The following is a 13694-nucleotide window of genomic DNA, read 5'->3' as shown; positions in this document are numbered from 1 at the left end:
ATAATATCCGCCATGGTTCCCATCTCGATTCCTGGCGGTAATCACTACGTCGCCATGGCGATCTCGCTGATCTGCCTGAGCACCCTGCTGACGTGGTGCGTGTCGCTCGTCCGCAATCCCGACAGCCGCCTCTGGCTGGCCGAGCACCGCCGCCTCGGCCCCACGCTCATGGCGCTGCTGGCGCTGGCGGGCGGCGTATTTCCGGTCCAGCACATCAGCGCGTGGATGCAGGCGCAGCGCGAATCGCGCGCCGAGGCGGCGCGCCGCCTCACGCTCGACGCCGCCACCGAGCTGGCCGGCGTGCGCATGCCGGCCGGCACCGAGCTGCGGCTCGGCACCGCGGGGCAGCCCGACACCTTCATTTCGGCGCGCTTTCCCGCGCCCACGCGCGTCGCGGGCGTCGATGCCATCACGCTGACTCGCTATCAGGGCGCCGCGCCCGGCGCGGCCCACACCTGGTCGCTCACCACCGCAACCGACCAGCGCATCGAAGGCTGGACCTGCATGGACACCCACCCGCTCGAGTTCCGCATCCAGGATGGCCAGCCGCGCTTTGCGAGCTGCCACCTCGCGGCCGGCAACCAGGTCGAGGCCAAACCGCTGCCGGCCGGCGCCTGGCTCGCCAGCCGCGCCAACGAGCCCGGCTGGCTGGTGCGCACGGATGGCAGCGAGGCGGTCGGCGTGGATCAATTGCCCCTCCTGAAGGTCGAGCTGCGGCTCTCGCCGGAGCGCCGCCGCCTGTCGTTCGAAGGGCTGCTGGCGGGCGAGGCCACGCTGGGCGAGGTCACCTATCCCGCCGGCACGCGGGTGGCCAGCGCCGGCCCCAAGGTGCCCGGCGCCCAGCCCGGCGACCTGCTCTTCTCGCCCTCGCGCGGCCGCAGCGCGCGCCGCGCCGGTGGCACCGACATTCCGTCCGGCAAATCGGTCCTGCAGGCCGCCGGCGGCGAGGTGCGCGCCGTCCTGTCCAACCGCGAGGCGGGCGTTCTCGACGTCGCGTCGGTGCGCCTGGGCCCCTGACCCTGCCCTGCCATACGCCCGTCGCGCCAGCGGTGGGATAATAGACAGATTCTCCGCCGCAGCCCCTGGCGCGGCTTTTTCATCGCCCAGCCCATCGAGACGATACATGGCCGTTAATCTTCAGATTCCTTCCGAGTCCGACATCCACCCCGTTGCCGGCGTTGAAATCGGCGTCACCGAGGCCGGTATCCGCAAGGCCAACCGCCGCGACCTCACCGTTTTCCGCCTCGCGCCCGGCACCACCGTGGCCGGCGTCTTCACCCGCAACCGCTTCTGCGCCGCGCCGGTGCAGGTCTGCCAGGCCCACCTCGCGGCCGGCGGCCCGATCCGCGCGCTGGTCATCAACACCGGCAATGCCAACGCCGGCACGGGCGAGCCCGGCCTGGCCAACGCCCGCGCCACCTGCGCCGAGCTGGCCAAGCTGCTGGGCGTGTCGGCCGCCGAAGTGCTGCCCTTCTCCACCGGCGTGATTCTCGAGCCGCTGCCGCTCGACCGCCTGGTGGCCGGCCTGCCGGGCGCGATCGCCAAGCTCGGCACCAATGAATGGTTCAATGCCGCGCACGGCATCATGACCACCGACACGCTGCCCAAGATCTACTCGCGCCGCGTCGAGATCGGCGGCAAGACCATCACGCTCACCGGCATCAGCAAGGGCGCCGGCATGATCCGCCCCAACATGGCCACCATGCTGAGCTACCTGGCCACCGACGCCGGCATCGCCCAGCCGCTGCTGTCCAAGCTGGCGCTCGAGATCGCCGATGTCTCGTTCAACCGCATCACGGTCGACGGCGACACCTCCACCAACGACTCGTTCATCGTGATGGCCACTGGGGCCAGCGGCCTGACCGTCGAGAGCGAATCCGACGCCAACTACCCGGCGCTGCGCGCCGCGCTGGCCGAAGCCGCCACCGACCTGGCCCAGAAGATCGTGCGTGACGCCGAAGGCGCCACCAAGTTCATGACGATCCGCGTCGAAGACGCCGGCAACGCCGAAGAGGCCCTCAAGGTCGCTTACGCCGTGGCCCACTCGCCGCTCGTCAAGACCGCCTTCTTCGCCTCCGACCCCAACCTGGGCCGCATCCTCGCCGCCATCGGCTACGCCGGCATCGACGACCTCGACGTCAGCAAGATCCGCCTGTGGCTCGACGACGTGCTGGTGGCGCTCGACGGTGGCCGCAATCCCGACTACCAGGAGGCCGACGGCCAACGTGTCATGAAGCAGGCCGAGATCGCGGTGCGCATCTCGCTGGGCCGCGGCAAGCACACCGAGACCGTCTACACCTGCGACTTCTCGCACGAGTACGTCAGCATCAACGCCGACTACCGTTCCTGATCGCCGCCCTCCGGGGCCCTGAATGCCGCGCCCGTCGTGAGGGCGCGCCCCGGCGGGAGAGCCAGCCATCCGTGGCTCCCCCGCCGGCCCTGCTTGCAGCGCGTCGCAGTACCCCGCCGGCGCGTTCCGTCCGCCTGCCACCCCATCCCCTGCGTGGCCGCGCGGACGACCGTCCGTAACCGCCGGCGTGCCCTTCGAGCCGCCCCACCAGGAATTCCGCAGTGAGCACATCCGACTTCACCCAATTGCTGGCCCGCGCCGAGCGCGTGCTCGCCCAGCTCGAGGCCTGGCTTCCCGCCGCCCCGCCCGAGATCGACTGGTCCGCCCATGCGTACCGCTGGCGCAAGCGCGGCGCGCGCGGCTGGCTCGATGCCGTGCGCCATGTCTCGCGCATCCAGACCGGCGATCTGCAACACATCGAGCGCCAGAAAGAGATCATCGAACGCAACACGCGCCAGTTCCTCGCCGGCAAGCCCGCCAACAACGTGCTGATGACCGGCGCGCGCGGCACCGGCAAGAGCTCGCTGGTCAAGGCCATGCTGGCCGAGCACGGCGACGCCGGCCTGCGCCTGATCGAGGTCGACAAGGCCGACCTCGGCGACCTGCCCGATATCGTCGAGCTGGTCGCGCCGCGCGCCGAACGCTACATCGTGTTCTGCGACGACCTGTCGTTCGAGGAAGGAGAAGCCGGCTACAAGGCCCTGAAGTCGGTGCTCGACGGCTCGGTGTCGGCCTCCGGCGACAACGTGCTGATCTACGCCACCTCCAACCGGCGTCATCTCATGCCGGAGTACATGAGCGAAAACCTCCAGGCCCGCCACCAGGCCGATGGCGAGATCCATCCCGGCGAGACCGTCGAAGAAAAGATCTCGCTGTCCGAGCGCTTCGGGCTGTGGCTGTCGTTCCATCCGTTCCGCCAGGACGACTACCTCGACATCGTCTATCACTGGCTGCGCGAGCTCGGCTGCCCGTCGGAGCAGATCGAAGCCAGCCGCACCGAGGCCCTGCAGTGGGCGCTCGAGCGCGGCTCGCGTTCGGGCCGCGTAGCCTATCAGTTCGCGCGTGACTGGGCGGCCCGCCATGTCTGACAAGATCATCGATGTCGCCGCGGGCCTGATCCTGCGGCCCGACGGCCAGTTGCTGCTCGGCCAGCGGCCCGAGGGCAAACCGTGGTCGGGCTGGTGGGAACTCCCCGGCGGCAAGCTCGAGCCCGGCGAAACCGTGCTGCAGGCGCTCGCGCGTGAGTTGCAGGAAGAGCTGGGCATCCGCGTGACCGAGGCGCGGCCGTGGGTGACCTACGTGCACGCCTATCCCCACACCACCGTGCGCCTGGCCTTCTGCCACGTCACGGGCTGGGAGGGCGAGCCGACGGGTCTCGAGAACCAAAGCCTGCGCTGGGTCGATCCGGCCCACGCGGGCGAGGTCGGCGACCTGCTTCCGGCCACGCTGCCGCCGCTGCGCTGGCTCCAGCTACCCACCCGTTACGGCATCAGCGCCATCGGCACGCCCGAGGCGCTGCCGGCCTGGCTCGAACGCCTGGACCGCGCGCTCGCGGACGGCCTCAAGCTCGTGCAGTGGCGCGAGCCCGGCTGGCCCGAAGGCGCCGACGCGGCGTCGCTGCACGCGGCGCTTCAGCTCACGCTCAAGCGTTGCCGCGCGGCCGGCGCGCGCGTCCTGGTCAATAGCGTGCATCCGCGGGCCTGGTGGATCGAGGCCGACGGCGTGCATCTGCGCGCCGCCGATGCGGCGGCACTGCCCGAACGCCCGGCGCTCGGCGACGGCGCGCTCGTCGGCGTCTCCGCGCACGACAATGCCGAGGTGGTGCATGCGCGCACCCTCGGCGCGGATTTCGCCGTGCTGGGCCCCGTACTGCCCACCGCTAGCCATCCCGGTCAGCCGGCGATCGGCTGGGACGGATTCGTGCAGCACAATCGCGACGCGGGGCTGCCGGTCTATGCGCTGGGCGGCCAAGGCGCCGCCACGCTGCGCGACGCGCAGCAGCATGGCGCACATGGCATCGCGGGGATCCGCGGGCTGATCTGACGCTTGGCGCCGGCGCAATGACGTCGGTGCCGGTGCCGCGCCAGGCAGCCGCACGGAGCAGCCGCGCGACGGCCGCCGCGGCGTCGGCCGCCGCGGCATCGGCCGCCGCGGCATCGGCCGCCGCAACGCCTTAACGCGGCGCGGCGGCGGGTGTCGGTGTCGGCGGTGTCGGCGCCCCGGCGCCGACCGGCGGCGCCGGCTGCGTGGGCAGCGGCGAGCGGTCGGCCTCCGGCAGACCTTCCCAACCGCCGCCCAGCGCGGCGATCAGCTGCACGCTGGCGTTGAGCCGGTTGCCCAGCAGCGACAGAGCATTGCGCTCGGCATTGAGCGCGGTGGCCTCGACCACGGCCACGCTCAGATAGTCGACCAGCCCGGCCTCGTATTGATTGCGCGTGAGCCGCAGGGATTCGCGCGCCGACGTGAGCGCGCGACGCTGCACCTCCTGCTCCTGCGCCATCACACGCAACTGCACCAGATAGTCTTCGACCTCGCGCAGCGCCACCAGCACGCTCTGCCGATAGGCGGCCGCCTGGGCATCGTAGCCGGCGCGGGCGGCCGCGATCTGCGATTCGCGCGCGCCGCCGTCGAAGATCGTCATGGCCAGTGCGGGGCCGAGCGACCAGAAGCGCGCGGGCGCCGTCAGCAGGTCGGCGAACTGGCCGCTGCGGAAACCGCCCGAGGCCGACAGCGTCAGCTCCGGAAACCACGCCGACACGGCCACGCCGATCTGCGCGTTGGCGGCGGCCGCGCGGCGCTCGGCGGCTGCCACGTCGGGACGGCGTTCGAGCAGCGTGGCGGGCAGCGCCACCGGAATTTCGGGCAACTGCTGCGTGAACGGGGCGGGCGGCAACGCAAAGCGCGACGGCGCCAGGCCCACGAGCACGGCGATGGCGTGTTCGAACTGCCCGCGCTGCCAGTCCAGATCGATCGACTGGGCGCGCGTATTTTCGAGCTGCGTCTCGGCGACGGCCACGTCGGCCTTGCCCACCACACCCGCCTCATAACGGTTGCGCGTGAGCTGCAGCGAGCGCTCATAGGCCGCGACGGTCGCGTCGAGCAGGCGCTTCTGTTCGTCCAGGATGCGCAGCTGGAGATAGTTCTGTACCAATGCCGATTGCGCGCTCAGCCGCGTGGCGGCAAGGTCGGCGCCGCTGGCGGCCGCGGTTGCGCGGCTCGCCTCGACCTCGCGCCGGATGCGGCCCCACACGTCGAGTTCCCAGCTGACGCTGCCGCTCAGCGAATACTGGTTCGCCACATTGGAGCCGACACTGGTCGACTGCGAACCCGCGCCGCTGCCCGAGCGCGTGGCGCCGGCATTGGCGCCCACGATGGGAAAGAAGTTGGCGCGGGCCGTGCCGACCAGCGCCTGCGCCTGGCGGAAGTTGGCCTCGGCCTGCACGATGCTCTGGTTGGACGCCGCGAGGTCGGCCATCAGGCCGTCGAGCGTGGCATCGCCATACACGCGCCACCACTGTCCGCGATCGGCCTGATCGGCGGGTTGCGCCGGCTTCCAGCCCGGCACCACGCCCTCGCCTTCTTTGAAACCCGTGCCCACGTCGATCGCCGGGCGCTGGTAATCCGGGCCCACCGCACAACCGGCCAGAAGCGCGCACAAAGCCAGCGGCGCGAGGCGCGGCGTGAGGACGGAAGCGAAAGCGTGAAGTCGGGTCATGGATGCGGGGTCGGGACAGTGGCCGTGCCGGCGCGGCGGCGGGCGGCCCAGAGACGAAGACGATCGAGATAGAGATACACCACCGGCGTGGTGTAGAGCGTAAGGATCTGGGACAGTACCAGACCGCCCACGATGGTGATGCCCAGCGGCCGGCGCATTTCCACGCCCGCGCCGGTGGCGAGCATCAGCGGCAACGCACCGAAGATGGCCGCCAGCGTGGTCATCATGATCGGGCGAAACCGCGTGAGGCAGGCCTGGTAGATCGCGTCGCGCGGCGCCATGGCCTCGCGCCGCTCGGCGTCGAGCGCGAAGTCCACCATGATGATGGCGTTCTTCTTCACGATGCCGATCAGAAGAAACACGCCGATCAGGGCGATCAGGGTGAACTCGGTATTGAGCAGCATCAGCGCCAGCAGCGCGCCGATGCCGGCCGAGGGCAGCGTCGACAGAATCGTGAGCGGGTGCACGAAGCTCTCGTACAGCATGCCCAGCACGATATACATCGCCACCAGCGCCGCCAGAATCAGCCAGGGTTGGCGCGCGAGCGTTTTTTGAAGCTCGGCCGCCGTGCCCTGGAAGCCCGCCTGGATCTGGTCGGACGGCAGGCCGATGCGGGCCACCGCGGCGTCGATCGCGGCCGTGGCCTGCTCGAGCGACACGCCCGGCGCCGTGCCGAACGAAATCGTATCGGCCACGAACAGCCCCTGATGGCTCACCGACAGCGGCGCATTGCCGACCTCGAGGCGCGCGAACGACGACAGCGGCACGCGGCTGCCGTCGGCCGTCACCACATTGAGCTGCTTGAGCGAGTCGGCGTCTTCGGCGAAGCGCTGATCGACGCCCATCACCACGTGATACTGATTCAGCGGGCCGTACATCACCGACACCTGGCGCTGGCTGTACGAGTTGTTCAGCACTGCCGCGATCGCCGACATGTCGATGCCCAGCCGCGTCGCGGCCTCGCGATCGATCACGAGGTTGATCTGCCGGCCCTTGTCCTCGACATCGGCGTCCACGTCGACGAGCTCGGGCAGCTCGCTCATGGCGCGCTGCACGCGTGGCATCCAGGTCCGCAGCAACTGCAGGTCGCCCGACATCAGCGTGTAGTCGTACGAGCCCGTGCTTTGGCGGCCGCCGATGCGGATGTCCTGCTGCGCCACCAGGAACAGCTGCGCGCCGGGCTCGCGCATCAGCCGGCCGCGCAGGCGATTGATCACCGTGTCGGCGCTCACGCCGCGCTCGGCCAGGGGTTTGAGCTGGATCTGCAGAAAGCTGGTGTTGCTGCCGCCGCGCCCGCCGGCATAGGCCGTGATGCTCTGCACCGCCGGATCGGCCTGGATCACTTTGCGGAAATACTCGAGCTTCGGCACGGTGGCCGAAAACGAGGTGCCCTGGTCGACGCGGAAGAATCCCAGCAGCTGCCCGGTGTCCTGCTGCGGCAGGAAGCCCTTGGGCACGGCGCCGTAGAGGTAGACGTTCAGCGCGATCGTGCCGGCCAGGATCAGCAACATCAGCCGGCCGTGCGCGAGCGCCCACGACAGCGAGCGGGCATAACCGGCGCCCATGCCGTCGAAGAATCGGGTGAAGCCGCGCCCGATGGCGTCACGCGTGGCGCGCCAGCGCGATCGGCGCGGCGGCGCGTCGGCCGCGGCGTCTGGCTCGGGGCCCGGCTTGGGCTCGGCGCGCAGCAGCCGCGCGCACATCATCGGCGTGAGCGTCAGCGACACCACCAGCGACACCAGGATGGCCGCCGACAGCGTCACGGCGAATTCGCGGAACAGCCGCCCGATGATGCCGCCCATCAGCAGGATGGGGATGAACACCGCGACCAGCGACAGGCTCATGGAGAGCACCGTGAAGCCCACCTCGCGCGAGCCCCGCAGCGCGGCCCGCATCGGGCTCATGCCCCGCTCGATGTGGCGCATGATGTTCTCGAGGACCACGATGGCGTCGTCGACCACGAAACCGGTGGCCACGATCAGCGCCATCAGCGAAATCGTGTTCAGGGTGTAGCCGCACAGATGCATGATGCAGAAGGTGCCGACCAGCGACACCGGCACGGCCACCGACGGGATGATGGCCGCGCGCCAGCGCCGCAGGAACAGCAGCACGACCAGCACCACCAGCCCGACGGCGATCGCGAGGGTCAGCTCGGCCTCGTGCAGCGAGGCGCGGATGCTGGGCGTGCGATCCTGCGCCACCACCATGTTCACGTCGCCGGGCAGAAACGCGCTGAGCTGCGGCAACTGGGCATACACCTCGTCGACCGTCTCGATGATGTTGGCATCGGCCTGGCGCCGCACGATCAGAATGATGGCGTTGCGATCGTTGTAGAAGCCGGTCTGGAAGAGATCCTCGACCGAATCTTCGACCGTGGCCACGTCCGACAGCCGCACGGCCGCGCCATCACGCCACGCGACGATCAGCGGGCGGTAGTCTTCGGCCTTGTTGAGCTGGTCGCTGGCCATGATCTGCCAGTGATACTCGTCGTTTTCCAGAAAGCCCTTGGGCCGGTTGGCATTGGCGCTGGACAGGGCCTGCCGGACCTCGTCGAGCGCCACCCCGCGGTTGGCGAGCGCGCCAGGAATCAGGCTCACGCGCACCGCCGGCAGCGAGCTGCCGCCCACCGTCACCTCGCCCACGCCTTTGATCTGCGCGAGCTTCTGCGCCACGATGGTCGAGGCCAGATCGTAGAGCTGCCCCTGGGTGAGCGTCTCGGAGGTCATCGCCAGAGTCATGATGGGCGCGGCCGAGGGGTTCGCCTTGTGATAGGTCGGGTTGCTGCGCAGGCTGGTCGGCAGCAGCGAACGCGCCGCGTTGATCGCGGCCTGTACGTCGCGGGCGGCGCCGTCGATATCGCGCGACAGATCGAACTGCAGCGTGATGCGGGTCGAGCCCTGCGAACTGCGCGACGTCATTTCGGTCACGCCCGCGATGCTGCCCAGCGAACGCTCGAGCGGCGTGGCCACGCTCGAGGCCATCGTCTCCGGGCTCGCCCCCGGCAGGCTCGCGCTCACCGAAATCGTCGGGATATCCACCTGCGGCAGCGGCGCCACCGGCAGCAGGCGAAACGCCAGGATGCCCGCCAGCACCAGCCCCAGGCACAGCAGCGTGGTGGCGACCGGCCGGACGATGAAGGGCGCCGAGAGGTTCATGGCCGCGCCGGTTCGCGCGTCGCGCGCTCGGGTTGGCCGCCGCGCCAGCGTTGCGCCATGCGATCGAACATCAGATAGATCACCGGCGTGGTGAAGAGCGTGAGCACCTGACTCACCAGCAGGCCGCCGACCATGACCAGACCCAGCGGCTGGCGCAGCTCGGCGCCGGTGCCCGTCGACAGCATCAGCGGCAACGCACCGAACAGCGCCGCGAGCGTGGTCATGAGGATGGGGCGGAAGCGCAGCAGCGCCGCCTCGTGGATCGCCTCACGCGGCGCCAGCCCGCGCTTGCGCTCGGCATCGAGGGCGAAGTCGATCATCATGATCGCGTTTTTCTTCACGATGCCGATCAGCAGGATGATGCCGATGATGCCGATCATGTCGAGGTCGGTGCCGCTGAGCATGAGGGCGAGCAAGGCCCCCACGCCGGCGGACGGCAAAGTCGACAGAATCGTGATCGGATGGATATAGCTCTCGTAGAGCACGCCCAGCACGATGTACATCGTGACGATGGCCGCCAGGATCAGCCATAGCGTGCTCGACAGCGAACTCTGGAACGCCAGCGCCGCGCCCTGAAAGCGCGTCTCCACGCCGTCCGGCATGCCGATCTCGTGCTCGGCGGCCACGATGGCCTGCACGGCATCGGACAGCGACGCGCCGGGCGCCAGATTGAACGACAGCGTGGTCATCGGAAATTGATTGAGCCGGTTGACCGCCAGCACCGTCCGGCCTTCGGTCACGTGCGCGACCGACGACAGCGGCACCTGCCCGCCCGAAGAGGTCGGCACGCGGATCTGATCCAGCGCGGCGGCCGACGCGCGGAACTGCGGCTCCACCTCGAGCACCACGCGGTATTGATTCGACTGCGTGAAGATGGTCGTGATCAACCGCTGGCCGAAGGCGTCGTAGAGCGCCTCGTCGATGGTGGCCGCCGTGATGCCCAGCCGCGAGGCCGCGTCGCGATCGATCTGCACCCAGGTCTGCAGGCCCTCGTCCTGGAGGTCGTGCGTCACATCGGCCAGCAAGGGCACGGTGCGCAGCTTCTCGACCAGCTTGGGCGCCCATTCGCTCAACACCGAGAGATCGGGGTTGGAGAGCGTCATCTGATACTGCGTGCGCGCCACGCGATCTTCGATGGTGAGATCCTGCACCGGCTGCACGTACAAGGTGATGCCGTTGTTCAGGCCATGCACGGCGTCCTGCAGCCGCCGCGTGACCACGGCCAGCCCGTCCCGCTCGCCTTGCGGCTTGAGCGCGATCTGCATGCGGCCGGCGTTCAGCGTGGCATTGCTGCCGTCGACCCCGATGAACGACGACACCGCCGCCACGGCGGGATCCTGCATGATGCGGGCGGCGGCCTGCTGCTGGCGTTGCGACATTGCCGCGAACGAGGTGGATTGCGGCCCCTGCGTGATGGCCTGCAGCAGCCCGGTGTCCTGCTGCGGGAAGAAGCCCTTGGGGATCATGATGTACAGCAGCACCGTGATCGCGAAGGTGGCCACGGCCACCAGCAGCGTCGCCACCTGGTGGTTGAGCACCACCTTCAGCATCGCGTCGTAGCGGGCGATCACGCGGTCGATGAAGGCGCCGGTGGTCCGATGGAAGCGGCCATACTGCATCTGCGATTCGGGCTTGAGCAGACGGGCGCACATCATCGGCGTGAGCGTGAGCGAGATCAGCAGCGAGATCATGATCGCCACCGCGAGCGTGACGGCAAACTCGCGGAACAGCCGACCCACGACCTCGGTCATGAAGAGCAGCGGTATCAGCACCGCGATCAGCGACAGCGTGAGCGAGATCAGCGTGAAGCCGATCTGCGCGGCGCCCTTGAGCGCCGCGTGCAACGGGCTCTCGCCCTCCTCGATATGCCGCGCGATGTTCTCGATCATCACGATGGCGTCGTCGACCACGAAGCCGGTGGCGATGGTCAGGGCCATCAAGGTGAGGTTGTTGAGCGAAAACCCCGCGAGATACATGATCCCGAAGGTGCCGATCAGCGACAGCGGCACCACCACGCTCGGGATGAACGTGGCCGTGGCGCTGCGCAGAAACACGAAGGTCACCAGCACCACGAGGCCGACCGCAAGCAGCATCTCGTGCTGCACGCTCTTGATCGAGTCACGGATGGTCTGGGTGCGGTCGGATACCACCGTCAGGTCCAGCGTGGCCGGCATCGCCGAGCGCAGCTGCGGGATCAGCGTGTAGATGCGATCGACCACGTCGATCACGTTGGCACCGGGCTGACGCTGGATGTTGAGCAGGATGGCGGGCTTGTCGCCGGCCCAGGCCGCCTGCCGCGTGTCCTCGGCGCCCTCGACCGCCCGCGCCACGTCCGACAGCCGCAGCGGTGCGTTGTTGCGATAGGCGATGATGAGGTCGTTGTAATCGGTGGGCGTCTTGAGCTGGCTGTTGGCGTCGATCGTGGTCGAGCGCAACGGCCCGTCGAGGTTGCCCTTGGGCTGATTGACGTTGGCGCCGACCACGGCCGTGCGCAGATCGGACAGCGCCAGGCCGGCCGAGGCCAGCGCCTTCGGATTGACCTGCACCCGCACGGCGGGCCGCTGCCCGCCCGCCACGCTGACCAGGCCCACGCCCGGGATCTGCGAGAGCTTCTGCGCCATCCGGGTGTCGACCAGATCGCGCACCTGCGGCAGGGGCATCGTGGGCGAGGTGATGGCGAGCGTCAGCACGGCCGCGTCGGCCGGGTTCACCTTGTTATAGGTCGGCGGCACCGGCAGATCGCTGGGCAGCAGATTGGATGCGGCGTTGATCGCCGCCTGGACCTGCTGCTCGGCCACGTCGAGCGAGAGGTCCAGGCTGAACTGCATGGTGATGACCGAAGCGCCGCCCGAGCTGGACGACGACATCTGGTTGAGCCCGGGCATCTGCCCGAACTGCCGTTCGAGCGGCGAGGTCACCAGGGAGGTCATCACGTCCGGGCTCGCGCCGGGATAGAGCGTGACGACCTGGATGGTGGGATAGTCGACCTCGGGCAGGGCCGAGACGGGCAACAGGCGGTAGGCGATCAGACCGGCGATCAGAATGGCCACCATCGCCAGGGTGGTGGCCACCGGCCGCAGGATAAACAGGCGCGATGGGTTCACGACGGTCTACCTGCCCGCGCCGGCGGGCCGCTTGATCGTGGACGGATTGGTGCCGGCCGGCGCGCCCGCGCCGAGCGATGCGCCCGGCAGGGCCGGGACGTTGGCGTCGGCGCCCGCCACCACATCGACCTTGCTGCCGGTGCGCAGGCGGTCGGTGCCTTCGATCACGACCTGATCGCCCGGCGCCAGGCCTTCGTTGACGGCGACCCAGCCCTGGTCGATGGTGCCCAGCTTGACCGGCCGCACGGCCGCGGTCTTGTCGGCCTGCACCAGGAAGACGAACGAGCCGACCGACCCCTGCTGCACGGCGACCGTCGGGATCGCGGTCACGTTGGCGCGGCGTTCGACCAGCAGACGGATGTTGACGAATTGATTGGGGAACAGCGTCTGCCCGGCATTGGCGAAGCGCGCTTTCAGCTTGACGGTGCCGGTCGCGACGTCGATCTGGTTGTCCACCGTCTCGAGTTCGCCCGTGGCGATCATGCGGGTGTCGGCGCGATCGTAGGCCTGGACCTGCAGCTTGCGCCCCTCGCGCAGCTGCGCCAGCACATCCGGCAGCTGGGTCTCGGGCAGGGTGAAGATCACGGCGATGGGATCGGTCTGGGTGATGACCACCAGACCATTCGTGTCGCCACTGGAGATCAGGTTGCCCTGATCGACCTGACGCAGGCCCAGGCGACCGGAGATCGGCGCGGTGATGCGGGAGTAGGCCAACTGCAGCTTGGCGTTGTCCACCGCGGCCTGATCGCTCTTGACCGTGCCCTCGTATTGGCGCACCAGCGCGGCCTGCGTGTCGAGCTGCTGGCGCGCGATCGAATCCTGCTTGAAGAGCGTCTGGTAGCGCGTGAGATCGCGCCGGGCGTTTTCGAGCTGCGCGCGGTTCTGCATCTGGGTGCCCTGCGCCTGGGCGAGCGCCACTTCGTAGGGCCGCGGGTCGACCTGGGCCAGCACCTCGCCTTCGTTCACGAACTGGCCTTCCTGGAAATTCACTTTGACCAGCTCGCCCTCGACGCGGCTGCGCACGGTGACGGTGTTGTAGGCCGTTACGGTGCCCAGCGCCCGCAGCACGATGTCGAAATCCTGCGAACGCGCCGCGCTCACCTTGACCGGCACGGCCATGTTCATCATGCCCGCCGGCCCACCCGACATGGCGCCGCGGCGGCCTCGCTGGGTCTCGTCGGCGGCCGGTCGCCAGATCAGCCAGGCGGCCAGCGCGACCAGCAGCAGCACGACGACGATCCCGATGATGCGCTTCCTGCGGGACGACGACGGGGCGGGCGAGAGTTCAGACATGAGGCTTCCGGACGCGAGGGCACAATAAGAATCGCCTATTGTCCCCCAGAGAGATGAAAAATAGCGGGCGATCGCGG

Annotated in this window: 8 protein-coding genes; 4 read left to right on the top strand and 4 right to left on the bottom strand. The window is 69.2% G+C overall.

Annotated features, from left to right (window positions below; all coding sequences use genetic code 11):
- Nucleotides 1–12: 12 nt before the first annotated feature.
- The 4 genes from CEK29_RS02050 to CEK29_RS02035 all read left to right on the top strand — a co-directional run bounded on the left by CEK29_RS02050 (nt 13) and on the right by CEK29_RS02035 (nt 4393).
- Nucleotides 13–1017: a hypothetical protein gene (locus tag CEK29_RS02050; RefSeq protein ID WP_094798533.1), complete on the top strand. Its 1005-nt coding sequence runs from the start codon at nt 13–15 to the stop codon at nt 1015–1017.
- A gap of 106 nt (nt 1018–1123) precedes the next feature.
- Nucleotides 1124–2350 (top strand): bifunctional glutamate N-acetyltransferase/amino-acid acetyltransferase ArgJ, encoded by a 1227-nt coding sequence (gene argJ / locus CEK29_RS02045; protein ID WP_094857185.1) that lies wholly within the window; start codon nt 1124–1126, stop codon nt 2348–2350.
- A gap of 221 nt (nt 2351–2571) precedes the next feature.
- Nucleotides 2572–3438, top strand: a complete 867-nt coding sequence (locus CEK29_RS02040; protein ID WP_094798531.1) for an ATP-binding protein — start codon at nt 2572–2574, stop codon at nt 3436–3438.
- Nucleotides 3431–4393, top strand: a complete 963-nt coding sequence (locus CEK29_RS02035; RefSeq protein WP_094857184.1) for a Nudix family hydrolase — start codon at nt 3431–3433, stop codon at nt 4391–4393. The genes CEK29_RS02040 and CEK29_RS02035 overlap by 8 nt, the downstream gene beginning before the upstream one ends.
- 130 nt (nt 4394–4523) lie before the next feature.
- Here CEK29_RS02035 and CEK29_RS02030 read toward each other — a convergent pair whose 3' ends face one another.
- The 4 genes from CEK29_RS02030 to CEK29_RS02015 are packed head-to-tail and all read right to left on the bottom strand — an operon-like array spanning nt 4524 to nt 13617.
- A complete protein-coding gene (locus CEK29_RS02030; protein WP_094857183.1) occupies nt 4524–6065 on the bottom strand; it encodes an efflux transporter outer membrane subunit in 1542 nt (513 codons plus the stop codon).
- Nucleotides 6062–9220 (bottom strand): multidrug efflux RND transporter permease subunit, encoded by a 3159-nt coding sequence (locus CEK29_RS02025; RefSeq protein ID WP_094857182.1) that lies wholly within the window; start codon nt 9218–9220, stop codon nt 6062–6064. Before CEK29_RS02025 ends, CEK29_RS02030 begins: the two co-directional genes overlap by 4 nt.
- Nucleotides 9217–12324: an MdtB/MuxB family multidrug efflux RND transporter permease subunit gene (locus CEK29_RS02020; protein ID WP_094798527.1), complete on the bottom strand. Its 3108-nt coding sequence runs from the start codon at nt 12322–12324 to the stop codon at nt 9217–9219. The genes CEK29_RS02025 and CEK29_RS02020 overlap by 4 nt, the downstream gene beginning before the upstream one ends.
- Before the next feature lie 6 nt (nt 12325–12330).
- Entirely contained in the window at nt 12331–13617 is a 1287-nt protein-coding gene (locus CEK29_RS02015; RefSeq protein WP_094798526.1) for an MdtA/MuxA family multidrug efflux RND transporter periplasmic adaptor subunit, read from the bottom strand.
- Between the last annotated feature and the right edge of the window lie 77 nt (nt 13618–13694).

This window comes from Bordetella genomosp. 5, assembly GCF_002261475.1.
In the GTDB taxonomy this organism is placed as follows: domain Bacteria; phylum Pseudomonadota; class Gammaproteobacteria; order Burkholderiales; family Burkholderiaceae_B; genus Bordetella.
Note: the sequence above shows the minus strand (reverse complement) of the source record. Positions and strands in the feature narration are given on the sequence as shown.